Origin of the sequence: Rhodococcus sp. BL-253-APC-6A1W (assembly GCF_012843405.1) — a bacterium.
Classification (GTDB): Bacteria; Actinomycetota; Actinomycetes; order Mycobacteriales; family Mycobacteriaceae; genus Rhodococcus.
The window spans coordinates 234,503-257,969 of record NZ_JABAFB010000007.1 but is presented as its reverse complement, the minus strand read 5'-3'; the positions used below and the strand labels follow the sequence as shown (position 1 = coordinate 257,969).

General features: G+C 68.5%; 24 protein-coding genes. 9 read left to right on the top strand and 15 right to left on the bottom strand.

What is annotated here, in order from left to right:
* Nucleotides 1–37 precede the first annotated feature (37 nt).
* The 5 genes from HF877_RS13290 to HF877_RS13270 all read right to left on the bottom strand — a co-directional run bounded on the left by HF877_RS13290 (nucleotide 38) and on the right by HF877_RS13270 (nucleotide 5,308).
* Nucleotides 38–733: a rhomboid family intramembrane serine protease gene (locus HF877_RS13290; protein ID WP_346765147.1), complete on the bottom strand. Its 696-nt coding sequence runs from the start codon at nucleotides 731–733 to the stop codon at nucleotides 38–40.
* A gap of 85 nt (nucleotides 734–818) precedes the next feature.
* Nucleotides 819–1,904: a succinyldiaminopimelate transaminase gene (gene dapC, locus HF877_RS13285; protein ID WP_169621721.1), complete on the bottom strand. Its 1,086-nt coding sequence runs from the start codon at nucleotides 1,902–1,904 to the stop codon at nucleotides 819–821.
* Between the two features lie 57 nt (nucleotides 1,905–1,961).
* On the bottom strand, nucleotides 1,962–2,285 hold the full coding sequence (gene fdxA / locus HF877_RS13280) for a ferredoxin (protein ID WP_072699889.1): 324 nt from the start codon (nucleotides 2,283–2,285) through the stop codon (nucleotides 1,962–1,964).
* A gap of 186 nt (nucleotides 2,286–2,471) precedes the next feature.
* The gene (locus HF877_RS13275; RefSeq protein ID WP_240952395.1) at nucleotides 2,472–5,027 is read right to left on the bottom strand and encodes a bifunctional FO biosynthesis protein CofGH; all 2,556 of its coding nucleotides are present in this window, start codon (nucleotides 5,025–5,027) and stop codon (nucleotides 2,472–2,474) included.
* Between the two features lie 80 nt (nucleotides 5,028–5,107).
* Nucleotides 5,108–5,308 carry a hypothetical protein gene (locus HF877_RS13270; protein ID WP_169621627.1) on the bottom strand — a complete coding sequence of 67 codons (201 nt, stop codon included), beginning with the start codon at nucleotides 5,306–5,308 and terminating at the stop codon, nucleotides 5,108–5,110.
* Between the two features lie 210 nt (nucleotides 5,309–5,518).
* On the opposite strand from HF877_RS13270, the gene HF877_RS13265 reads away from it, so the two are divergent.
* The 3 genes from HF877_RS13265 (at nucleotide 5,519) to HF877_RS13255 (ending at nucleotide 8,300) form a co-directional block, all read left to right on the top strand.
* Nucleotides 5,519–5,995 carry a PH domain-containing protein gene (locus HF877_RS13265; RefSeq protein ID WP_169621626.1) on the top strand — a complete coding sequence of 159 codons (477 nt, stop codon included), beginning with the start codon at nucleotides 5,519–5,521 and terminating at the stop codon, nucleotides 5,993–5,995.
* Nucleotides 5,996–6,090: 95 nt separating this feature from the next.
* The gene (locus tag HF877_RS13260; protein ID WP_169621720.1) at nucleotides 6,091–7,557 is read left to right on the top strand and encodes a PH domain-containing protein; all 1,467 of its coding nucleotides are present in this window, start codon (nucleotides 6,091–6,093) and stop codon (nucleotides 7,555–7,557) included.
* Nucleotides 7,554–8,300, top strand: coding sequence for a uracil-DNA glycosylase (locus HF877_RS13255; RefSeq protein WP_169621719.1), 747 nt, complete (start codon nucleotides 7,554–7,556; stop codon nucleotides 8,298–8,300). The genes HF877_RS13260 and HF877_RS13255 overlap by 4 nt, the downstream gene beginning before the upstream one ends.
* Here HF877_RS13255 and HF877_RS13250 read toward each other — a convergent pair.
* From HF877_RS13250 to typA, 5 genes are all read right to left on the bottom strand, one after another.
* Nucleotides 8,254–8,694: a hypothetical protein gene (locus HF877_RS13250; protein WP_169621625.1), complete on the bottom strand. Its 441-nt coding sequence runs from the start codon at nucleotides 8,692–8,694 to the stop codon at nucleotides 8,254–8,256. The genes HF877_RS13255 and HF877_RS13250 overlap by 47 nt on opposite strands.
* A gap of 52 nt (nucleotides 8,695–8,746) precedes the next feature.
* Nucleotides 8,747–8,905: a hypothetical protein gene (locus tag HF877_RS13245; protein ID WP_169621624.1), complete on the bottom strand. Its 159-nt coding sequence runs from the start codon at nucleotides 8,903–8,905 to the stop codon at nucleotides 8,747–8,749.
* Nucleotides 8,906–8,990: 85 nt separating this feature from the next.
* Nucleotides 8,991–9,896, bottom strand: a complete 906-nt coding sequence (gene mshB, locus HF877_RS13240; protein WP_169621623.1) for an N-acetyl-1-D-myo-inositol-2-amino-2-deoxy-alpha-D-glucopyranoside deacetylase — start codon at nucleotides 9,894–9,896, stop codon at nucleotides 8,991–8,993.
* Nucleotides 9,893–11,836: an ABC transporter family substrate-binding protein gene (locus HF877_RS13235; protein ID WP_169621718.1), complete on the bottom strand. Its 1,944-nt coding sequence runs from the start codon at nucleotides 11,834–11,836 to the stop codon at nucleotides 9,893–9,895. The genes mshB and HF877_RS13235 overlap by 4 nt, the downstream gene beginning before the upstream one ends.
* 79 nt (nucleotides 11,837–11,915) lie before the next feature.
* Nucleotides 11,916–13,814, bottom strand: a complete 1,899-nt coding sequence (typA, locus tag HF877_RS13230) for a translational GTPase TypA (protein ID WP_169621622.1) — start codon at nucleotides 13,812–13,814, stop codon at nucleotides 11,916–11,918.
* A 354-nt stretch (nucleotides 13,815–14,168) separates the two neighbouring features.
* Here typA and HF877_RS13225 point away from each other — a divergent pair, with 354 nt between their 5' ends.
* Nucleotides 14,169–14,348, top strand: coding sequence for a hypothetical protein (locus HF877_RS13225; protein WP_169621621.1), 180 nt, complete (start codon nucleotides 14,169–14,171; stop codon nucleotides 14,346–14,348).
* Between the two features lie 2 nt (nucleotides 14,349–14,350).
* On the opposite strand, the gene HF877_RS13220 is transcribed toward HF877_RS13225, so the two are convergent.
* Nucleotides 14,351–14,755 (bottom strand): (deoxy)nucleoside triphosphate pyrophosphohydrolase, encoded by a 405-nt coding sequence (locus HF877_RS13220; RefSeq protein WP_169621620.1) that lies wholly within the window; start codon nucleotides 14,753–14,755, stop codon nucleotides 14,351–14,353.
* A 25-nt stretch (nucleotides 14,756–14,780) separates the two neighbouring features.
* Here HF877_RS13220 and HF877_RS13215 point away from each other — a divergent pair, with 25 nt between their 5' ends.
* Complete coding sequence (locus HF877_RS13215) at nucleotides 14,781–15,077, top strand: 4a-hydroxytetrahydrobiopterin dehydratase (RefSeq protein WP_169621619.1); 297 nt, start codon at nucleotides 14,781–14,783, stop codon at nucleotides 15,075–15,077.
* On the opposite strand, the gene HF877_RS13210 is transcribed toward HF877_RS13215, so the two are convergent.
* The gene (locus tag HF877_RS13210) at nucleotides 15,013–16,296 is read right to left on the bottom strand and encodes a mannosyltransferase (RefSeq protein ID WP_169621618.1); all 1,284 of its coding nucleotides are present in this window, start codon (nucleotides 16,294–16,296) and stop codon (nucleotides 15,013–15,015) included. The two genes, HF877_RS13215 and HF877_RS13210, sit on opposite strands and share 65 nt — an antisense overlap.
* A gap of 378 nt (nucleotides 16,297–16,674) precedes the next feature.
* Here HF877_RS13210 and HF877_RS13205 point away from each other — a divergent pair, with 378 nt between their 5' ends.
* Nucleotides 16,675–17,511, top strand: coding sequence for a hypothetical protein (locus HF877_RS13205; RefSeq protein WP_169621717.1), 837 nt, complete (start codon nucleotides 16,675–16,677; stop codon nucleotides 17,509–17,511).
* 207 nt (nucleotides 17,512–17,718) lie between these two features.
* A complete protein-coding gene (locus HF877_RS13200) occupies nucleotides 17,719–19,158 on the top strand; it encodes an MFS transporter (protein WP_169621617.1) in 1,440 nt (479 codons plus the stop codon).
* Here HF877_RS13200 and HF877_RS13195 read toward each other — a convergent pair.
* Both HF877_RS13195 and HF877_RS13190 read right to left on the bottom strand, forming a co-directional pair.
* Nucleotides 19,145–19,867, bottom strand: a complete 723-nt coding sequence (locus tag HF877_RS13195) for a DUF1906 domain-containing protein (protein ID WP_206037051.1) — start codon at nucleotides 19,865–19,867, stop codon at nucleotides 19,145–19,147. The two genes, HF877_RS13200 and HF877_RS13195, sit on opposite strands and share 14 nt — an antisense overlap.
* 112 nt (nucleotides 19,868–19,979) lie before the next feature.
* Nucleotides 19,980–20,912: a winged helix-turn-helix domain-containing protein gene (locus HF877_RS13190; RefSeq protein WP_169621616.1), complete on the bottom strand. Its 933-nt coding sequence runs from the start codon at nucleotides 20,910–20,912 to the stop codon at nucleotides 19,980–19,982.
* Between the two features lie 188 nt (nucleotides 20,913–21,100).
* Between HF877_RS13190 and HF877_RS13185 the strand changes: the two genes are divergently transcribed.
* Both HF877_RS13185 and HF877_RS13180 read left to right on the top strand, forming a co-directional pair.
* Nucleotides 21,101–22,489 (top strand): carotenoid oxygenase family protein, encoded by a 1,389-nt coding sequence (locus tag HF877_RS13185; protein ID WP_169621615.1) that lies wholly within the window; start codon nucleotides 21,101–21,103, stop codon nucleotides 22,487–22,489.
* A gap of 26 nt (nucleotides 22,490–22,515) precedes the next feature.
* The gene (locus tag HF877_RS13180; RefSeq protein WP_169621614.1) at nucleotides 22,516–23,103 is read left to right on the top strand and encodes a mismatch-specific DNA-glycosylase; all 588 of its coding nucleotides are present in this window, start codon (nucleotides 22,516–22,518) and stop codon (nucleotides 23,101–23,103) included.
* Here the strand turns inward: HF877_RS13180 and HF877_RS13175 are convergent.
* Entirely contained in the window at nucleotides 23,075–23,425 is a 351-nt protein-coding gene (locus tag HF877_RS13175; protein WP_169621613.1) for a DUF1330 domain-containing protein, read from the bottom strand. The two genes, HF877_RS13180 and HF877_RS13175, sit on opposite strands and share 29 nt — an antisense overlap.
* Nucleotides 23,426–23,467: the final 42 nt, after the last annotated feature.

Below are 23,467 nucleotides of genomic sequence, written 5' to 3'. Positions count from 1 at the left end.
CAGGATTCCATACCTCCCGGCGGCACCGGCACTCTCGTCACGACGCGACGCCGCCGAGCGACCCCGAGTTGAGCACCGCCGGACGCCGGGGCGGCAGCACGGTTCCGAGCACGGCGCCGAGCAGCATCCCGATCAGCACGGCGACACCGTGGGCATCGTCGAACGCCACGAGCACCACCCCGAGAAGAAATGTGGCCGAGGAGGCCAGCAGCAATCGCCGCCGCGCCCCGACCACCGGCCAGAGCCCCGCGATCGACGCGGCGAGGGCCAGTGTGGCGCCGGAGGTGCCGGCACCCACCGACGGAGAAACGAAGGTCGTGAACAGCCCCCACAGGATCTGTCCGACGACGAAGAGCGCAGCCGCGCGGTACCAGCCCCATATCCGCACTGCTGCGATGGCGACCACCGCGAGCAGGACAAGGTTCGCGGCGGTCACGACGACACCGCCGTCCTCGACGAGCCCCGCGGTCAGCACGCGCCACCACTGTCCCCCGTCGCGCGTGCGGACCGGTTCACGCCGGAACAACTCGACCAGGGACGGCACGATCAGCCTCGTCACCGACGCCACCGCAACCACGCCCCACAGCACGACGGCGGCCATCGGCGGGGGCCACCACCACGCGCGCGCCGCCGCGCGGGACGAGCGAGGATCGGGCATCGCGGCGAGGGCGGTGAGCGCTACGACGGCAGCGTAGAACGCCCACAGCAATGGGTCGTCGCCGGATGCACTCACGCGCTCAATCTACCGGCGATCCGGGTAACGGGCACACGGCAACGCCGCCGCGCCGGAGCGTAGGCGCCGGGTACCGGACGGAGCGTCAGCGCAGTCGCCGGGCGGCAGCGTCGATCGCATCGTCGGTGGCGGTGAGCGCGATCCGCACGTGCAGCACGCCGCCGGGACCGTAGAACTCTCCGGGCGCCACGAGGATGCCCCGCTCGGCGAACCAGTCGACCGTCGCCCGGCACTCTTCGCCGCGGGTCGCCCAGAGGTACAGGCCCGCCTCCGAGTGATCCACAGTGAAGCCCGCGCCGCGGACGGCAGCGAGCAGGACGTCGCGGCGTGCCCGGTATTTCTCCCGCTGGATGTTCTCGTGCTCGTCGTCGTTCAGCGCGGCGGTCATCGCCGCCTGGATCGGCAGCGGCAACATCATGCCCGAGTGTTTGCGCACCTCGAGCAGGTCGGCGACGAGTTCGGCATCGCCGGTGACGAACCCGGCGCGATAGCTCGCCAGGTTCGACGTCTTCGACAGCGAATGCACCGCGAGCAGGTTCGTATGGTCTCCGTCGCACACGCTCGGGTGCAGGATCGAGAGGGCTTCGCCCTCCCAGGTCAGCCCGAGGTAGCACTCGTCGGATACGACGATCGCGTCGCGGCTTCGCGCCCAGTCGACGACCTTGCGCAGGTGGTCCAGCCCGAGCACCTTGCCGGTGGGGTTCGACGGCGAGTTGACGAAGACCAGCGCCGCGCCTTCGGGGCCGAGCCGGTTGAGTCCGTCGGCGCGGATCAGGCGCACCCCGGCGAGCAATCCGCCCACCTCGTACGTCGGGTACGCCAATTCGGGGATGACCACGAGGTCGTCGGCGCCGAGGCCGAGCAGCGTGGGCAGCCACGCGATCATTTCCTTGGTCCCGATCGCGGGGAGCACCGCTGCGGGATCGAGGCCGGTGATGCCGTAACGGCGCGCGAGCGCGGCCACGGCCGCCTCCCGCAGTTCCTCGGTTCCGTGGTTGGTGGGGTACCCCGGTTCCGCGGCGACCGATGTCAGTGCATCGCGGATGACCGGAGCGACCGGATCCACCGGGGTGCCCACCGACAGGTTCACGATCCCGTCGGGGTGCGCGGCGGCCTTGGCCTTCGCCTCGGACAGCGAGTCCCACGGGAAGTCCGGGAGATTCCCGGCCACCGACCGGCGTACGCGTGCCTTCACCGCAGCACCGCCCGTTCGTTCATCGAGCGACACCTACTCCTCGCCCATGGGAGGGAGGTTCTTGATGAACGGCGGGTCGTAGGCGACCTTGCCGAGCTTCGCCGCTCCGCCGGGCGAACCCAGGTCGTCGAAGAAGTCGACGTTGGCCTTGACGTAATCGGACCACTCGTCGGGCACGTCGTCCTCGTAGAAGATCGCCTCGACCGGGCACACCGGTTCGCAGGCTCCACAGTCCACACACTCGTCGGGATGGATGTACAGCATGCGTCCACCCTCGTAGATGCAGTCGACGGGGCACTCCTCGATACATGCCTTGTCCAACACATCCACACACGGTTCCGCAATCGTGTACGTCACTGCTGTCTCCCTGCCTCTCTGTCGGCCCGCCGACCCGGCCGCACCGGCGATCCGCCGGCCGTGCGCGGTCCATCGTTCGTGGCGCACTCACCACTCGTCCAGTATCCCCCGTTGTTCGGGCACGCCTGTGCATTAGGGTGCCCTGACCCGGCAACGTGTACCCGCGAGTACCCGGACTCCGAAAGCCTACCGAACTGTGACGTCGAGCCCCCGGGGCGCGTACGCGGTGGTGCGCTGACGCGCGGGACGGCCGATGCCCTCGGCGATCGCGACGAGTTCTTCGACGGACTTCTCCGAGCCGTGCTGTGAACCCGCCATCCGGGAGATCGTCTCTTCCATCAGCGTGCCGCCCAAATCGTTGGCGCCGCCTTCGAGCATCGCGCGCGTTCCGGCGACACCGAGCTTGACCCAGCTGGTCTGGATGTTGTCGATCCGGCCGTGCAGCATCACGCGGGCCAGAGCATGCGCGGCCCGGTTGTCGCGCATCGTCGGACCAGGGCGCGACGCACCGGCCAGATACAGCGGCGACGACTGATGGACGAAGGGCAGCAACACGAACTCGGTGAACCCGCCCGTGCGGTCCTGGATGCCGCGAAGCACGTTCAGATGCCCGACCCAGTGGTGCGGCTGGTCGACGTGCCCGTACATCATCGTCGAACTCGAACGCAGACCCACTTCGTGCGCGGTCGTGACGACTTCCACCCACTCGGCGGCCGGCAATTTGCCCTTCGTCAGCACCCACCGGACCTCGTCGTCGAGGATCTCGGCGGCTGTTCCGGGGATGGTGTCGAGTCCGGCCTCGCGCAGATCGATCAGCCAGTCGCGGATCGACGTACCGCTGCGTGCCACGCCGTTGACGATCTCCATCGGCGAGAACGCGTGCACGTGCATGGACGGAACACGTGCTTTGACCGCCCGTACCAGGTCGGCGTACCCGGTCACCGGCAACTCGGGGTCGATACCACCCTGCATGCAGACCTCGGTGGCGCCGGCGACATGCGCCTCCCAGGCGCGGTCCGCGACCTCCTGGGCCGACAGCGTGAACGCGTCCGCGTCGCCCTTGCGCTGCGCGAACGCGCAGAAGCGGCAACCGGTGTAGCAGATGTTGGTGAAGTTGATGTTCCGGTTGATCACGTAGGTGACGTCGTCGCCGACGGTGTCGCGGCGCAACTGGTCGGCGAGCGCGACCAGCGCTTCGAGACCGGCTCCGTCCGCGTTGGCGAGCGCGACGTACTCGTCGTCCGAACATCCCGCGGGATCGCGCTCGGCCGAGCGAAGTGCGGCCAGCACGTCGCTGTCGAGCCGGACCGGAGCCGACTCACCGAGGGCGAGCACCTGTTCGCGCACGGTTTCCCAGTCACCGAACGCACTGCCCAGGTCGGAGCGATACTCGGTGTTGCGTCCGCTCACGTCGATCTCGGAGTTGAGGTCCACCCGGCCGGACGACTCCCAGTCGATGTCGGGTTCCTGCCACGGCAGGCCGGTCGGCAGCACGTCGCGGGCCAGTCCGGTCTCCGGGTCGGCCAGGGCGCGCACGTGCGTGGTGATCCGGGGATCGATCCACGGCTGCCCCGCCAGGACGTACTGGGGCTGGGCTGCGATCCGCTCGGTGAGGACGTAACCCGCGTCGGCGCTCACCGCGGCGAGCGTGTCGAGGTTCGGCCACGGCCGTTCGGGATTGACGTGATCCGGGGTCAGCGGCGAGACTCCGCCCCAATCGTCGACTCCGGCGCCGAGAAGAGCGCGGCACTCGTCGACCGAGACGAGGTTGGGCGGCGCCTGGATACGCATGCCCGGTCCGAGGACCAGCCGCGACACCGCGACCGCCGCGAGGAACTCACCGAGATCGGCGTCGTCCGCGTCGCGCATCACGGTGTCGTCCTTGGCGCGGAAGTTCTGGACGATCACTTCCTGGATATGGCCGAATGCTTTGTGCGTCTTCCGGATCGCGTGGATCGAGTCGGCACGCTCGGCGACGGTCTCACCGATACCCACGAGAATTCCCGTGGTGAACGGCACCGACAGACGCCCGGCGTCGGTGAGCACGCGCAAGCGCACCGCGGGATCCTTGTCGGGGCTGCCGTAGTGGCACTGTCCCTTGTCGGTGAACAGTCGCTCCGAGGTGGTTTCGAGCATCATGCCCATCGACGGCGCGACCGGCTTGAGCCTCGACATCTCGGCCCAGCTCATGACGCCGGGGTTGAGATGCGGCAGCAGGCCGGTCTCCTCGAGAACCCGGATCGACATTGCGCGCACATAGTCCAGCGTCGAGTCGTAGCCGCGCTCTTCGAGCCACTGCGCAGCCTCGGGCCAGCGCTCCTCGGGCCGGTCCCCGAGCGTGAACAAGGCTTCTTTACAGCCCAACTCGGCGCCCTGGCGCACGATCTCGAGGATCTCGTCGGGTTCGAGGTACATTCCGCGGCCTTCGGCGCGGAGTTTTCCCGGCACCGTCACGAATGTGCAGTAGTGGCAGCGATCCCGGCAGAGCCGGGTGATCGGGACGAAAACCTTGCGGGAGTAGGTGGCGGTACCGGGCCGTCCGGCGGCGAGCAGACCCGCATCACGCACCCGGGCCGCGGAGGCACACAGGTCCTCGAGATCGGATCCGCGTGCCTGCAACAGAACTGCGGATTCGTCGACGTTGAGCGTGACGCCGTCGCGCGCCCGGCGCAACGCCCGACGCATCGCGGAAGGCGCCGGCGGCGGTACCGCCCCGGGACGCACGGCGGGCGTCGGGAGCATCGCGGACTGCGCGGTGTCGTCTGCGGAATCGGTCATTGGCCGATCATCCGCCTCACCCGGCGCCCATGCCACCTCGGGGTCTATTCCCGCGGGTAGTCGTCGTCCGACGGCACTTCGCGGTGCTGTTCGTAGGTGTCGACGGGGTCGGCTTCGAGGGGCACATCGGAGGGCGGCACGTCTGCGGGTTCCTCACCCACAGGAATAGCCTGATCGATGCGATCGGCTTCGGAATCGTCACCCTGAGGGATGTCGATGTCGAGAGCGTCCGACGATTCGGTCATGGCGATCCTCCTTGTGCGATTCCGGCCCGGACGGGCCGGGCTCGAGTTCCGGCATCAGCCTAGCCTGGATGCCGACACGGATGTCGGGCCGCCGTCACAGGCCCCGGCGAGTATGGGAGGGCCATAGTGAACAGCGATGCCGAGGTGCGTTCGGAACCTCCGGTGGAACAGACGCCGCCGCGGGCCGAGGCGCCGGTGTCACAGGTTCGAATGGCCGACCCGGCGTGGCGCCCGAGCGACAAAGCACGCTTGTTGTGGTCGATCAACGCCGCTCTGCTGTGGGTGCCGGTCGTCGTCGCGCAGATCGTGTGGTGGGTCGTCGATCCCCGTCTCACGCTCTGGCATGTCGCCGCCGCCGCGGCGACCGTCGTCGTCGGCGGACTGCACATCGCGGTGGTGCCGCAGTGGCGGTACCGCGTCCACCGCTGGGAGATCAGCGATACAGCTGTGTACACGCGATCCGGATGGTTCACCCAGGAACGGCGCATCGCGCCCATCTCGCGCATCCAGACGGTCGACACCGAGCGCGGCCCCATCGACCGCCGGCTCGGCCTGGCCACCGTCACCGTCACCACCGCGTCGTCCGCAGGTGCCGTCGAGATCACCGCACTCGACGTGGCCGTCGCGGACGAGACAGTCGCGCGACTGACCGACATCGCCGGCCGCGACGGGGTCGACGCGACGTGACCACCGATCCGCACCCCGACCAGGACCGGGTCGCCGCGGTGTCCGCGCCCGACCGGACCGACGAGCCCGCATCGTGGTCGAGGCTCGACCCGCGCATGCTGCTCGTCCACCCGGTCGAAGAGATCCTGCGCCTGCTGCCCGTGCTGGTCGGCACGGTCGTGCTCGGCAGCAGCAGCGGCAACCCGTACTGGGGACTCGCAGCCGCCGCGGTGCTCGTGGTGATCGGCTTGTCCCGGTGGTTCACGACGACGTACCGCGTGGGACCTGTCCACGTCGAACTCCGGCGCGGGCTGCTCCAGCGACAGGAACTGTCGATCCCGCGGAGCCGGATCAGGTCGGTCGACGTCGAGCAACGGGTCCTGCACCGGCTTCTCGGTCTCGCCGTCGTGAAGATCGGGACCGGCCAGTCCGCCGGCGCCGGCCGCGACCGCAACCGGTTCGAACTCAACGGACTCGCCGCCGACTCCGTTCCGGCGTTGCGCGACGCCCTGCTCGGCGACAGGTCGGCGCGCACCGACTCCGGCGATGCCGACGCCGCAGCGACGGCACCTTCGGCGGAAACGTCGCCCGAAATCGAGATCGCCCGGTTCGATCCGCGCTGGGTTCGGTACGCCCCTTTCTCCGCGACCGGCCTGATCGGTATCGCTGCCGTGGTGGGCATCGCCTTCCAGTACGGGCTGGGCGAGCGTCTCGCCGAGTCCCGCAGCGTCGAACGCGGTGTCGCGGCATTCGAGGCTGCCGGTGTGGCGGTCTCGGTCGCGGTCCTCACGCTGGTCGTGCTGCTGATCGCGAGTATCGGCGCCTGCGTGCGTTACGTGTTGCTCTACGGAAACCTGCGGGTGACCGACGACGGGCGCATGCTGCGCATCGGCCACGGCCTCGTGAAGGTCCGTCATTCGACCCTCGATCGCGAGCGCTTGCGCGGCGTCAACCTGCGTGAGCCGCTCGCTCTCCGGCTCGCCGGCGGCGCGCGTCTCGACGCGATCATGACGGGCGTGGCCGCGGAAAGCGGCGAATCGTCGCTGGTACTGCCGTCGGCGCCGGAACGCGACGTGCACCGCGTCGCCGCACAGGTGCTCACCGATCCACTCCCCGTACACGTGCCGCTGCTCGCCCACGGTCCCGCGGCGCGTCGCCGTCGTTACACGCGCGCACTCGTCCCTGCGGGTCTTGTCGCCGCCGCCGTGATCGGCGCTCTGGCGGTGACCGGGCGCTCGTTACCGCTTCCGGCAACGGTCGCGGTAGCCGTAGGACTCCTCGCGGGGGCATGCGCACTCGCATGGGACCGTTATCGCGGACTCGGCCACGCCGTCGTGCCCGGTCGTCTCGTGACGCGGAGCGGATCGGTGGACCGGCAACGCGTGAGCCTGGACGCCGAGGGGATCATCGGCTGGACGGTGCGGCAATCTTTCTTCCAGCGCCGGGCAGGCGTGGCCACGGTCGTCGCCGCGACGCCGGCCGGGGCAGGACACTACGAGGTGATCGACATTCCCGAGGAACTCGCATGGTCGCTGGTCGAGGCGGTCACCCCCGGCTGCGCCGACTCCTGGACGCGGCGATGAGGGGCCCGCTGCCCGGCCCGGAACCGGACAACCTCGAACAGATGGACGCCGAACTCGTCGAGTGCCGGGCGTGCCCGCGGCTGGTGGCATGGCGCGAGCAGGTCGCGCGGGAGAAGCGTGCCGCCTTCCGCGACGAGGAGTACTGGGGACGGCCGGTGCCCGGCTTCGGGCCGGACGACGCGTCCCTGCTGATCGTCGGGCTCGCGCCTGCGGCGCACGGAGGAAACCGCACCGGGCGGATGTTCACGGGCGATCGTTCGGGTGACGTGCTGTACGCGGCGCTGTACGAGGCGGGTTTGGCGTCGCAGCCGGTCGCGACGCACCGCGGCGACGGTCTCGAACTGTTCGGAACGCGCATCACCTCACCGGTGCACTGTGCTCCGCCGGCGAACAAACCGACGGTCCTCGAACGGGACACGTGCCGCCGCTGGCTCGAACAAGAACTCGATCTGCTGTCACCGACCCTGCGGTCGGTGGTCGTACTGGGCGGGTTCGGGTGGCAGTCACTGCTGCCGGTACTGGCCTCCGCGGGATGGACGGTGCCCACGCCACGGCCGAAGTTCGCCCACGGGGCGCATGTCGTCCTGGACCCGGTCTCGGACGCGCGGCAGCCCCTCCACCTGTTCGGGTGCTATCACGTGAGCCAGCAGAACACCTTCACCGGGCGGCTGACGCAGGACATGGTGGCGACGGTGCTCAGGGACGCTGCTCGGGCGGCCGGACTGCCCGTGAAATCTCCTTGATGCGAACCGAGAACAGGTACACACCCGCCGGCGCGAGGGCCGCGACCGGCAGGAGCAGGATGCGCCAGTCGGCGACGACCACCTGGTCGCCGCCGGGACCGCCCGCCAGGCACAGCAGGAACACGACGCCCCACGCCACCAGCGGAAGCGCGGCGCGGCCCAGCGATCCCGTCTCGGTGCGCATCGCTGCCACCAGGAGAAGATTCAGCACGGCGGCCAGCACGATGACAATGGGGAACGGCACCCCGCCGAGATAGAGGCCCAGGTAGAACACGGACAGTACGGCGCACAGCCCGCCGCTGATCACGAGCAGGGCGACTACGCCCCTGCGCGGTGCGGGTTCGGATACGGACGCGGGACCACCGGACAGCCCGGTTGCGGGATCGACCGTCATGACACGATAGTGCGCCACACGGCCACGAGCGGCGCAACCGGGTCCTGTGCGATCACGGGACGGGCGGGTAGCCGAGCATCGTCAGCAGGGCACTCTGCTGATCGGCGAAGTGGTAGAGGGCGTCGTAGTACTCCGCGCGGATCTCGCCTGCGTAGGGCCGCAGCGAGTCCACGAACGCGACGATCTGGTTTTGCACGGACCAGTTGTACATCGAACCCCCTGCGGTGAGGCCGCCCCCGCGCGGCAGTACCTATGACCGCGGCGCCAGGACCGCAGTATCTATGACCCAGGTCACACTAGCCGATGCCGGCGAACAGGTCATCCTCACGACCGGTGTCGTCGACGCGACCGCGTTCCCCCCGGGCCAGCACGAAGTACTCCTCGGCGAACACCGGTTGCGCCACCATGTTCGACAGTGCGAACGCGCCCCCACCGGGAGCCAGGACGACCTGGGTCGCATGGGCGGCCATCGCCGAACGTTTCGCGTCGAGCACACCGCTGACGTCGACGACGGTGGTCACCTGGTCGTCGGGCACACTCGGAAGCTCGTCCGCTTCCGGCATGCGCCAGCCTTCGGGCAGGTGGTCCAAAGCGGCGATTCCCGCGTCCAGAGCCGAGCGTTCGGTGACGGTCCAGTACACCTTCGCGGGAGTCCAGGGCGCACCCGCCTCCGGAAAGTCTTCGGTGCCGGACACTTCGACGGCAGCGGTGACGCGGTCGTGGACCGCGATGTGATCGGGATGCCCGTACCCACCGCGCGGGTCGTAGGTGACGACGACATGTGGGCGGGTCTCCCGGATCACCGCGACGAGCGCCTCCAGCACCTCGTCGGCGTCGGCGTTCACCCACGCCCTCGGGTTCTCGGCCGAGGGTGTCCCGGCCATTCCCGAGTCGCGCCAATGGCCTGCACCGCCCAAGAAACGCGGGCCCTCCACCCCGAGCGCCGCAAGAGCGCGACCGAGTTCGAGGATGCGGTACCCGCCCAGTTGGTCGGCCTGATCAGCGGCCAATTGCGCCCAGCGGTCCCCGATGACCTCACCTTCCTCGCCGAGCGTGCAGGTCACGACGGTGACCTCGGCGCCTTCTGCGACGTAGCGGGCGATCACGCCGCCCGTGGTGAGCGACTCGTCGTCGGGATGGGCGTGAACCAGCAGCAGCCGACGATCCGCAACGTTCGGCGTCTGAACGAAATCTGTTGTCACGGTGTACTCCTCCACCACAAATGTGCGTCTCCGACGATGCCGGCGGGAACCGAACCGGCCAGCGACACGTTGTCGATCTCCGGCCCGGCCGCGACCACGGTGCGATCCTGCAGGATCGGGAGGTTCACGGCGAGCGCCCACAGGGCGGGCTGCGCGGCGGTGATGACCTCGCGGGGGTCGGCGGTGCCGCGCACCGCAGCGAGCAATTTTTCCTCGAGTTCGGGATCGCACGCCCCGGACAGGTTGCTCGGCGCATCGAGCATTGCCCGTATCTCGTCTTCTTCGTCGTCCGAGCTTCCACCGGTCGACCCGGTAGTGCGGGCGGCCTCCGTGGCCTCGTCACCGGGGTTCGTGGAGTCCCCGCCCTCTGCCTTCGGCGGATCGGTGGCGCGGGCAGCGCCCTCGACGACGGGCAGCACCGGCGGACACCCGAACCGGGACAGCGCTGCGGTCGCGGGATCGTCCCCCACCCGCATCCATCCCAGGACCGCATGCACGCTGCCGTCGACCAGCGACTCGCCGTACAACTCGTCCGGGGGTAGCTCCGTCACGGTCGCGGCGATACCGGCGTCGCGCAGGACATCGGCCGCCGTGCGCGCGACCGCGAGGGTGGTCTCGGCGTCTTCCGGCACTCCGATCACGAAGTTCAGAGGTTCGCCGTTGCGGAGAAGGAGAGTGTCGTCCGCTTCCGGGGCGGGCGGTGCGCCGGTAGGTGACGACGTCGGGTCGGCAGACGGACCGTCGGCGTCGGCGGGCGGTTCCTCGGGCAGGGGTTCCGGAGCGACGGGCATGTATCCCGCTTCCGCGAGCAGACCGAGTGCCTCTTCCCTGCTGGGTCGCGGCGGCATCGTGGGCGCGTATCCGGGATCGGACGGCGCCAGCACCTGGGCGCGTGCCGGGACGACGCTGGTCTGAGTCCCCGCACCGACGAGTGCGAGTAGCTCCGGGTCGAGCAGACCGAGGATCCCCCGGCGCACGCGCAGGTCGGCAAGTTCGTCCGCACGGGTGTTGAGGGTGAAGTCGAGCGTGCGCGGCTGCAACTGGACGCCGGTGCGGACGCCGGGCACCGCGTCGAGTTGGGCGAGCAACGCCGCCCCGCCCCGCGCTTGTGCCACCTGAGCGTCACCGCTGCGCAGAGACTCGGCGAACTGGGAGTCGGTGCCCCCGCGGCGCATCAGGATCTCGTCGGGCACAGCGGGAGTGCCCCAGAACCGATCGTTGCGTTCGAGGAGCACCTCGCCGCGGCCACGGTCGACGGCGTCGACGTGGAATCTGCCGCCCGAGACCGGAATCGTTTCGGACAGTCCGCTCAGGAACCCGCCGGGGGTGTCCTTGACGAGATGTGCGGGCAGCAGGTCGGTGAACAATTCGCGCCAGGCCGGATACGGCTCGCGCAGCGTGACGGTGACAGTCTTGCCTCCGCCCGACGAACGCACGTCGTCGATGAGCCGATAGCCCGCGGGATCGACGACTCCCGGCTGCGTGATCATCTGCTGCCACAGGTACCGGAAGTCCTCGGCCGCGATCGGGGCGCTGTCGGACCACTGCGCCTCGTCGCGCACCTGGTACGTGATGGTGAAGGGATCCTGCTCGGTGACCTCGGCGGAGATCAGCACGGTCTCGTCCGGTACCCACAGCGTCGCCGCCGGATTCTGCGGATCGGGCACGGCCCGGAACGCGCTGGGCAGTACCAGGCCCGCGACAGCGTTCGCGACGGGCGACTGGTCGGACAGCAGATGCGGATTGAAGCCGGTATCGACCCTGTCGATCGCCACGACCACGGTGCTGCGGGGTCGCGTCGGAGCCGGAGGAGTCGTCGGCTCGGCCTGTTCGATGGGCGGCGGCGGATCGGCGGTACACGCCGTCAGCACCAGGACCGCCGATGCGAGGAGCGCCGGGACTCCGGCTCGCCACCGGCGACGGACACGCGTACGCAACACTCCGGCTTCCTTCCCGTCGACCAGACGGTACGTGGCGGTCCCGGCCAGCACACTGCTCGCCGGGACCGCCACATCCTTACTACTTGTTACGGGCCTTCTCGCGCGACCGCGCGCGCTGCCGGTCGGTCGCCGAGAGATGCACCTTGCGCACGCGCACGATCTCGGGGGTGACCTCGACGCACTCGTCGCCGGCACAGAATTCCATAGCAGCCTCGAGGGTCAGCTCGATGGGCTTGGCCAGCGTCTCCATCACGTCGGCGGAAGACTGACGCATGTTGGTCAGCTTCTTCTCGCGGGTGACGTTGATGTCGAGGTCTTCCTGACGCGGGTTGATGCCCACGACCATGCCCTCGTAGGTGTCCGCACCGGGCTCGACGAAGAACGTGCCGCGGTCGGCCAGCTGGATCATCGCGAACGGCGTGACGGTGCCGGTCCGGTCGGAGACGAGCGAGCCGGTATGGCGGGCGCGAATCTCGCCGGCCCACGGGGCGTAGCCGTGGAACACGGCGTTGGCGATGCCGGTGCCGCGCGTTTCCGTGAGGAAGTCGGTGCGGAAACCGATCAGGCCGCGGGACGGGACGAGGAATTCCATCCGCACCCAGCCCGCACCGTGGTTGGTCATCTGCACCATCTTGCCCTTGCGGTTGGCGAGCAACTGCGTGATGGCACCGAGGTACTCCTCGGGGGTGTCGATGGTGAGCTCCTCGAAGGGCTCGTGCAGCTTGCCGTCGACCTGCTTGGTAACCACCTGCGGCTTACCGACGGTCAGCTCGAAGCCTTCGCGGCGCATCTGCTCCACGAGGATGGCCAGCGCCAGCTCGCCACGACCCTGGACCTCCCAGGCATCGGGACGGCCGATGTCGAGCACCTTCAGCGACACGTTGCCGACGAGTTCCGCGTCGAGGCGGGACTTGACCATGCGAGCGGTGAGCTTGTGGCCCTTGACGCGCCCGACCAGCGGGGACGTGTTGGTACCGATCGTCACCGAGATCGCGGGCTGGTCGACGGTGATCCGGGGCAGTGCCACGGGGTTCTCGAGGTCCGCGAGGGTGTCGCCGATCATGATGTCGGGGAAACCTGCGACGGCGACGATGTCACCGGCGACGGCGGACTCTGCGGGATGCCGCTCCACACCGACGGTCGCGAGCAACTCGGTGATCTTCGCGCGGGTGACGACGGGCTCGCCGTCGACTTCGCGCATCCAGCTCACGGTCTGGCCCTTGCGGAGCTCACCGTTGTGGATGCGGACGAGCGCGAGACGACCGAGGAACGCGGACGCGTCGAGGTTGGTGACGTGTGCCTGCAGCGGTGCCGCAACGTCGCCCTTCGGCGCCGGCACGTACTCCATGAGGACGTCGAACAGATCGTCGAGGTTCTCCGCGTCGGGCGCTTGGCCGTTCTCGGGCTGCTTCCGCGACGCCTTGCCCTCACGGCCCGATGCGTAGAGCACCGGAAGTCCGAGCGCGAGTTCGGCAGCCTGGGCGGCTTCGTCGTCGAGATCGGACGCGAGGTCGAGCAGCAGGGTCTGGCTTTCCTCGACGACCTCGGCGATGCGGGCGTCGGGACGGTCGGTCTTGTTGACCACGAGGATCACCGGCAGCGACGCGGCGAGTGCCTTACGCAGCACGAACCGGGTCTGCGGCAGCGGTCCCTCGGAGGAATCGACGAGCAGCACGACGCCGTCGACCATGGACAGGCCGCGCTCGACCTCTCCACCGAAGTCGGCGTGGCCGGGGGTGTCGATGACGTTGATGACAGTCACGCTGCCGTCGGGGTGGTGACGGTGCACCGCGGTGTTCTTCGCGAGAATGGTGATGCCCTTCTCACGCTCGAGGTCACCGGAGTCCATGACCCGGTCCACGAGTTCCGCACGTTCGGCGAACGCGCCCGACTGGCGCAGCATGGCGTCGACGAGGGTGGTCTTTCCATGGTCGACGTGCGCCACGATGGCGACGTTCCGAAAATCAGCGGTGCTCACGCGATGGCTCTCCTGGCTGTTGTCCGCGGCCACACGGCACTGGACCCGGTCGGCACCTCGCCCGTACGGCGCATATTGTTCGAAGCCGCTACGCGATTGCGATACGCCCACACCCGGCCTGAGACGGCCCGAGCAGGCACTGCGGCCACGAACATCCTACCGCTCTTCCGGGGGCGCCTGCTCCGGCCCCTCCCCGTAATGCCAGGTCACGACGCCGGAACGTGAGATTCACCACGCGAGGACGCCGTTATGCGAGCGTTACAGCCCTCCCAGGAGGTCTACAACCGCCTCTTGCGTTCCCGTAAGGGCACGCTAACCTGACACCCGGATGCTGCGACGAGGGCGGGACGATTCATGGGCAAGAAGATCAAGCCGAGCAAGGTCGCCGGCCTGAAGCCGAAGAAGAAGTGCTGCCGCAAGAAGACCCGCTGCGTGAAGTGCCCCGTGGTCATCATGCGCATGAAGAAGGTCGCGAACGACGACCTGAGCAAGAAAGAACTCCGCAAGCACCTGGAGAAGGCGCGCGCCGCCTGAACTCAGCCGGCGAGCAGCGCCCGCAGGTCCGGCAGCCACACCCGGTCCGCTGCCACGAGGTCCACGTCGTCGAGTTCACCGGCATCGACCCAGCGCACCGCGGCGTGATCGAGCGCGCGGGGTTCTCCGTCGAGCAGGTGCACCCGGTACGCACACATCACCAGACCGCCGCGAAGGTGAACTTCGGCGCCGAAACGTTCTCCGCCGCGGACCTCGACACCCAGTTCTTCGCGCAGTTCGCGGCGAAGCGCCTCCTCGGCACTCTCCCCCGGTTCGACCTTCCCTCCGGGCAATTCCCACTGGCCGGCGAGTTCGGGCGGCCGGGTCCGCTGAGCGAGGAGTACGCGCCCGTCACGGACTACAGCCCCGGCGACGACGTGTCCCGTCGGCGGTGTCGTTGCGGTCATGCCGTGCATCGTCCCAGAATGGTTCATGGCCCAGTTACTGACGGACGGCGAGATCGACGCGGCACTGTCCGAACTCCCGCACTGGCGACGAGCAGGTGCGTCCCTGATCCGAACGATCGAGGCTCCGACGTTCCCCGAGGCGATCGCGCTGGTCGACAAGGTCGCGGAGGCCGCCGAAGAGGCGGACCACCATCCCGACATCGACATCCGATGGCGGAAGGTGACCTATTCGCTGTGCACGCACTCCTCGGGGGGGATCACCGAATCGGACGCGGAGATGGCGCGCCGGATCGATCAGTTGGCTCAGACGGTCGGTCTGTAGGGGTCGCGGCGTCGGAGGCTTCTTCTGCGACGGTAACCGTCGCGGCGTGCTCAGTCTCCGAGGCCCGCAACTTCCGCGCGCCCACGATCATCCAGACGTAGACGAGGACCGCACCGGCGACGTAGACCGTGCCCAGCCACGCCAGGGGCGCGGGCCGCCCCACCGTCCAGATCGAGTCCTGCGCACTGCTGAGCACCCACGGCACGCCGACGAGCGTCACGACGGCCCAGAACGCGGCGAGGATACGAGTGCCGGTGAGCCCGGCCAGCGGGCCGTACAGGAGCCAGATCAGCATCGGAACGACCCACACCCAGTGATGGGCCCACGAGATCGGCGAAACCAGCAGACCGAGGAGTTGCACCACGAGCAGGGTCCCGAGCAGATCGTCCTTTCCGAGCGAACGCCACGCGGCGAACGCGAGTGCGGCGCACACGACGACAGCGACGAGCCACAGCGGTCCGGTCTCGACGTCCTCCCCCACGATGCGGCTCAGCGCGCCGCGGAGCGACTGGTTCCACACCGATCCGACCGGACCGATCCGGTCGGCGTCGCCGAACAGGGTGGTGAAGTAGGTCAGTCCTTGCTCGCCGAGCGTGAGCACGCTGACCAGGACGGTCACCGCGAACGCGACGGCAGAGAACACGGCTTCCCGCCATCGACGCCGCGCAAGGAAGTAGAGGCCCGTGATGGCGGGCGTCAGCTTGATTCCGGCGAGAATTCCTACGAGGCCGCCGGAAAGCCACCACCGGGAACTGCGCACCGCGACCATGACGCCGAGGACCAGGAAGACGTTGATCTGTCCGTAGTCGAGGGTGGTGCGCAGGGGTTCGGTCCAGATGCCGACGGCCGTCCACGCGAGGGCGACCCCGGTCCACCGCCGCGTGCGCGCTTCGGGCCCGATCACAAGTTCGAAAGCGATACGCACAACGAAGAACAGGGCCGCGACCGTGAGCAGTTGCCACGCCACGCCGAGCACCGCGAACGGCACTACGTGCAGCGGGAGGAATACCAGCGCTGCGAACGGCGGATACGTGAAGGGCAGTGGGAAGTCCGGGGTGTAGCGACTGTAGGTGAAGTTGTAGAGGTCGCCGTCGAGGAGAGCGGCGGAGCCGTCCACATACACATGCAGGTCGACGAGGTTCATCCCGTTGGGCGTGAACAACGTCCAGGCGAGTCGTGCCGCGACGGACACCACCAGCAGTGCCGCGCACCACCGCACCGGACACGAAGGAACTCGTCGTGGCACCGCGGTGCAGCCTCCCGTCGTTCCCTGGCCCGGATGTCCGGACCTTCGGCTCTAGAGACTACCGGCGAACACCCAGCCCTCCGAAACCCTGATTCACTCTGGTAACAATCTCATCTCTACTCACAACAGTCACAAAGGAAACACGTTACCGTCTACCGGGTACCGCCATTCGGAACAAACTGTGGCTACACTCCCCCGAAGGCAACCGCCAACCCGGGTTCGGCACGGTGGGTTGTCCTGCGGGAGGGGACTCCATAGAGTGTCGCCTCGAGCCGTCAGTACCGGCTGGTCTTCCAGGCCTACCAGGTGCTTCAACGACAAGGATGGGGAACAGTGCTTCGTACTCGAGGAATGCGGCGTGCGCTCACAGCGTGCGCACTTGCCGCCACTGCGGGACTGGCGGTGCCGTCGCACGCCTTCGCGCAACCGGCGCCCCCGGCGCTGCCCGACCTGACCCAGTTCGTCGAACTCCCGCAGTTCGAGGTCCCGGCCGACCTGTCCATCGAGTCGTTGACACGTCTGATCCCCGAAATCCAGGCAAACCCCGAGCAGGTGGAAGCACTCGCATCGCTCGCTCCCGCCATCGTCGGAGCTGCGGCAGGGCCGTCGGATGTTGCCGACGTCGCGGACGGCAGCAACGACCTGCTCGCACAGGCGAAGGAACTGCTCGCGAATTCCGAGCTTCCGGAGTCCCTGAAGGGCACCCTTCAGCGCGTCATCACCTTCCTGGACGGCAGCGGCGGCGGCGGCCCCGACATTCCGGCACCGGGCACGGTCGTGATCTCGCAGTTCCTGTACCCCACGCTCGGCCAGGATTGCATCGGTGACGGACAGGACTCCGTGGGCAGCGCGCTCGCAGTGGCCGGTCCTGCTCAGTTGCCGCCTCCGGGCCCGGCCGCCGGTCAGGTCGGATTCGTCTTCACCGCGCTCGGCACCGCGCCTACCGCTGGCGAACAGGACCTGACCCTGAGCTGGATCAATGTCTCCAACGGCCGCAGCGGTACCCAGCCGCTCACCAACGAGGCACGTATCAACCCGGACGGTCCCGCAACGTTGACCGCCATCGCCGACACCGGCGCCGGCCAGGTCGTAGCGGTCGTCTCGGGTGGCATCACCACCCAGAAGGAAGGCGCGGACCCGCGTTCGTGCACCTTCCTCCCCACCCTGGGCCTGGTGTCCGTGCCCTGACGGACACCGATAACAGAACAACCGAAGGCCGCCGGGATTCTTCCCGGCGGTCTTCGCGTGTCTGTACAGAGCTTCGGTCCGGTGCGCTGGACCGAAACCGGTTGTACATCGGCGGTATCCCCGTGCTAGACACGGTGGACCAACTAGTTGATATGGCGCACTAAAGTTTTCGGCCGCGATCTCGCCGGCCCCTGAGCGAGGAGAGGCATGGCCGTCGAAACTCCGATCCCGACGCGGGAGCAACCCGCTCCTTCCGGGATCGTCGCGGTCCTGGCCATGTGCGGGATCAGCGTCGCCCTCATGCAGACCCTGATCGTGCCGATCCTGCCCCGGCTGCCGCTCCTCGTGAACGCATCTCCGGAGAACACGTCCTGGGCAGTGACCGCGACACTTCTGGCCGGTGCGGTCGTCACCCCGATCAGCGGCCGGCTCGGTGACATGTTCGGCAAACGCCGGATGCTGCTCGTCAGCCTCGGCATGATGGTGCTCGGTTCCGCGGTGTGCGCGATGGCGAACACACTCCTGCCCCTCGTGATCGGTCGGACTCTCCAGGGCGCCGCCGTAGGCGCGATCCCCCTCGGCATCGCCATCCTGCGCGACGAGCTTCCGGCCAAACGGGTTCCCGGCGCGATGGCCACGATCAGCGCGACCATGGGCGTGGGCGGAGCAATCGGCTTGCCCCTCGCGGCACTGGTCGCCCAGCTCACCGACTGGCACATGTTGTTCGTGGCCTCGCTGGTGCTCGGCGCGGTCGGCATCGCCGCGGTATGGAAGTTCGTCCCGGAATCACCGCGACGCAACCCGGGCCGGTTCGATTTCCTTGGAGCGGGTCTGCTCTCGTCCGCCCTGATTCTCCTTCTCGTTCCGGTGACGAAGGGAAATTCGTGGGGTTGGGCTGAGCCGGCCACCCTCGCCATGCTCGGCGGAGCGCTGCTGGTCTTCCTGGGATTCGGCTGGTACGAGTTGCGCGTCGACCGGCCGCTGGTCGATCTGCGACTGTCCGCCCGCCGTCCCATTCTGATGACGAACCTGGCGTCGATCGCGCTGGGCTTCGCGATGTACGCGAACGTCCTCGCGTTCCCCCAATTGCTCATGGCGCCACCCGAAACCGGCTACGGACTCGGGCAGACGATGGTCGCTGCCGGTATGGCCCTCGCGCCGAGCGGACTCGTCATGATGGCGTTGTCTCCCGTGTCGGCACGGATCACCACCACGTTCGGCCCGCGTGTCACCCTCGCCTGCGGCGTGGTCTTCGTGGGCGCCGGTTATCTCACGGCGTATCTGCTGCACCGGGAGTTGTGGCACATCATCGCGGCATCGATGGTCATCGGAGCCGGTGTGGGTCTCGCCTACGCCGCCATGCCCGCGCTCATCATGAGTTCCGTCCCGCTCCACGAGTCCGCGGCGGCGAACAGTCTGAACACGCTGATGCGGTCCATCGGTACCTCGACGGCGGCAGCGGTGATCGGTGTCGTGCTCGCAGCGATGACCGTGCAGGTCGGCGATGCAGTCGTGCCGGAACTCAGCGGGTTCCGCACCACCTTCCTCATCGCGGCGCTCGCGTCCGTCCTGGCCCTGGTGTTCACCGCGTTCATCCCGCCGCCACCTCCGCGAGTACGCGAGGTCGGACCGGCTAGAGGCGTGTAAGCGACCACTGTCCGTAATCCGCGCTGAAGACGCGGTTGACGTCGATACCGATTCCGTCGATGGTCCCGCCGCCCTTCTGGTGCAGGTGTGCGCGCGGATGGACGTAACCGGCCGGCGTGCCCCAGTCGTGCTGCCAGTAGAACGCGCCGAGGCCTACCGCGGACGCCCAGTCGATGGTCGGAGAGTTCGCGTACACGCCGGTGTTCGCGGGGCCGACTACCTCCTGCCACGCGAGAAGGTAGGGCACGATCCGGGTGGTGAACTGCTCGAAGTTCGGGTTGTCGTCGATCGACGCGTAGATCGGCCGGTCGGCGGGTCCGCCCGCCGCGCGGTGCAATTCCAGACCGCGTCGCGCGTGCCTCAGTCCTGCGTCGTAGCCGCCGAGCCAGTCGGCGGTCTCCGCCTTGCCGAACTGGTAGCACGACACCACTTCCAGTCCGTTGTCGAGCAGGGCGCCGGCTTCTCCCCGGGTCAACGGCTTACCGAGCATCCAGTCGGCTCCGGGCCGACGGTCGGATACATACCGGATCGCCCCGATGTGTCCTGCGGCCCTGATCGACGCCGCCGACGGCACACCCGCCGAATAGTCGACGATGGTGCCGAGGACGTCCCGGGCCTGCGCCGCCCCCGGGGCCATGACCGCGGAGGCCACCACGGCGCCCGAGCCGATCGCCGCGTACCGCAACATGTCTCGACGAGAAAACGTCATGGCGCCCCCGTTCCGGAATGTGTGATCGTGCCTTCGGATTGCACCACATTCACACCTGCCACACGCAGCACATCGGTAAAGGTGCTGGTCGGACCTACGCTGCGAACGGTCCTCAGCGGCCCGCCAACTCGGCGAAGAACGCGGGCACGAGCGCGACATCTTCGACGGTGCGCACCGTGGTGCGTATGCCGAGTCCGTGCTCCTTGAGGAGGTCGCACAGACCCTCGCCGTCGACGAGATCGATGGGCGGAGCGCCGTGCCGGTGTGCCTCCGCGCGCGCATCGTCGGTGAAGGATCCGGTGGACACCAGCAGACCCTTCTCCCCGCGACCGACCATCGCCGCACGGAATTCGCGAACGACGTCGGCGCCCGCGCGCTCCTGTCCGCGGACGAACCGGAAGAACACCGAGAAGCTGAGCAGCGAGACACGCAGGATGCCGGTGCCCTCCACCTGCGCGTCGGAGTCGGTGCCCCCACCCGGAGCGGGGACTGTCAGAGTCGTGAAGCCCGCGGACCGCAGCACAGCGGTGACGAGGCGCTCGAAACCCTCCGCGGGAAGGTCGGCGACCGCCCCGAGTACCGGTTCTCGCCACAGCTCGGGATCCTCGGGTGCAGCGGCGAGCGGCACGACCTGCGCGCCTTGGGACGAGTTGCGGACCAGGCGTCGGCGTCGCTTCTCCGCGGTGTACGCGACCTGCATGGGCTTGATCTCGGATTCGCGGACCGCGCGACCGTCGTCGGTCACGCTCCACACGCCTCGACGGGTGTTCGACAGCAGGCCCATGCCCTTGAGGTAGGTGCGCGCCCAGGCGATCCGGTACTCGATTTCGGTGCCGGGACCGTCACCGTGCAGTACGGCCCGGTCCGCCTCGGACAAACCGACCCGGGCGATCACGGCCCCGTCGATCTCCTCGATGACCCCGGATCCGCCGATTTCGATCACGGCCTGCAGCGTCGGCCACAGGAGATCCGTGTACGGCGGCAACGCGGATTCGTCGCCTCCGGTGTTCCGGACGGAATTACCGATCGCGTTCCGGCGCTGCACACCTTCCCCTAACGTTGCGGCCACGCGGCCGCGGCTTCGGTCCTGGACGTCGGAAAATACCCTAGCCGATTGGTCACGGACCCCGGCCGTCGCGCTCCGCTCCGAAACCGTCCGCTCGCACCCGGCCGGCGACCTACCATGCGAGACGGGGACTCCACCCCTTTCTCCGCTTCGCATGAGGTGACCTCATGAACCGACCCGCACCCGTCGACATGGCCCACCACGCGCACCTGAGCGGCATGTTCGCGCCGCAACGCGACGAGGTGGACGTCCGCGACCTCGTGGTCGAGGGACATCTGCCCGACGACCTGGAAGGCAGCTACCTGCGCAACGGCCCGAATCCTCGATTCGATCCGATCGGGCAGTACGTCTACCCGATCGACGGGGACGGAATGGTGCACCGCGTCGAACTGTCCGGCGGTACCGCGCGCTACACGAACCGGTTCGTGCGGACCCCGCAGGTCGTGGCCGAGGAGAAGGCGGGACGAGCCCTGTGGGCCGGCATCACCGACCCTTATTTTCCGCCCGCCGACGAGGTGGGGCCCGATCTCGCGAACACCATGCGCGAACTTCCCGACATCAACGTGGTCCGTCACGGCGGGCGGTTGCTCGCGCTGGCCGAGGCCGCGCCGCCGTACGCGCTCGGTTCGGAACTCGAAACGCTGGGCCGGGAGACATTCGGCGGGGCGTTACCTGTCGGCCTTACCGCCCATCCCAAGATCGATCCGCGCACCGGCGAGATGGTCGCGTTCTGCTACATGCTCGACGCGCCGTTCCTGACATGGTCGGTGTTCGGCCCGGACGGCGCGGTCGTACGCGCGGCCACACCCGTCGACGGTGCCGACCGCCCTCTGATGGTGCACGACATGGCTCTCACCGAGACCTATATCGTGCTGATCCTGGCACCGATGGTCTTCGACCTGGAAAAGATCTTCACGGGCGCCTCGCCCCTCGACTGGCAACCCGAACTCGGGGTCCGGGTCGCCCTCGTCCCCCGCGACGGTGGCGCAGTGCGCTGGTTCTCCACCGACTCCTTCTGGATGTGGCACACCGCCAATGCCTTCGACCTCCCCGGAGGAGACGTCGCGGTCGACTACGTCGAGTGGCGGTATCCCGGCGCGTTGACCCAGCACGACGGACCCAACCCGTCGCTGTTGCGCCGCGCCGTCATCGGGCGGCACGGCGTCGCCCGCACGACACTCCACGACCGCGACATCGAGTTCCCCCGCATCGACGAGCGTCTGTCGACGGACCGACACCGCATCGTCGCCACGCTGGGCCGCAGCGGGTCGCAACGATTGCCGTCCGGCTCCGCCGACGCATTGTTCTGGTTCGACGTAGATTCCGGCGCCGACACGGTGTGGTCCGGGGGCAGGCTCTCCCCCGGCGAGCCGGTGTACCTCACGAGCACGTCCGGCGCCGGTTACTGGGGTTCGATCGCGACCGACTTCACCGATCTGACGAGCTGGTTCCTGGTGTTCTCCGCCGATGATCCCGGCACCGGACCGCGTGCACGGGTGCGGTTACCGATCCGGGTGCCGGCGGGATTGCACGGCACGTGGGTGCCCTCGGGGTAGGGGCAGCCACCGCTTACTGTGGACCGATGGGTTTCACACGTGCCGAACTCGAATCCTTCCGCGACGCCGTGGTTCCCGACCTCGTCGGGCCGGGATGCCGCTTGCTGTTCGTCGGGATCAATCCCGGGCTGTGGACTGCGGCGACGGGTGCCCACTTCGCGCGACCCGGAAATCGGTTCTACCCCGCGCTTTTTCGGGCCGGGATCATCACACACCCGATCGCCCCGTCGGAAGGAATGAGTGCGGCCGATCGCAACCACCTGATCGAACGCGGCGTGGGCATCACCAACCTGGCTCCGCGGGCGACCGCCCGCGCCGACGAGCTGACGTCGGACGAATTGCGTGCGGGCGCCGAACGATTGGCGTCGGTGGTGACCGAGTTCCGCCCGCGGGTCGTCGCGGTTGCGGGGATCACGGCGTACCGGGCGGCGTTCGGCAAGCGCACGGCGCGGACGGGTCTTCAGGACGACACCATCGGGGGCACACCGTTGTGGGTGGTACCCAACCCGAGCGGACTCAATGCCCACGAGACCGTCGAGTCGCTGGCGGTGGCCTACGCGGAACCTGCTCGGGCCGCGGGGATCCTCAGCGCTCCGAGTTCACCCGCCCGCTGATCTTGTCGAGGTAGCCCGCCGCGCGATAACCGGGCGCGGTGCCCTCCACGAGAATCGCCGAACCGTCCGAGTTCTCGGTCCTCAGCGGAAGGATTTCCTGATACTCGGGCGAGTCGTACCACCCGCGTGCCCCTTCGAGGTCGGGGAACTCGATGAGCACCAGGTGGCCGGGCCATTCCCCTTCGAGGACGTGGGGGTCTGTTCCGTGGACGAGGAACCGGCCGTCGAATGCACGAACGGTGTCGTCGATCTTCGTCAGGTATTCGGCGATGGCGTCTCCGAAGTCGACGCTGCGGAGGTGGGCTACTGCGTATGCGGTCATGCCTCGAGCGTGCCGCGCCGGGCGGCGCCGGTCGATTACCTC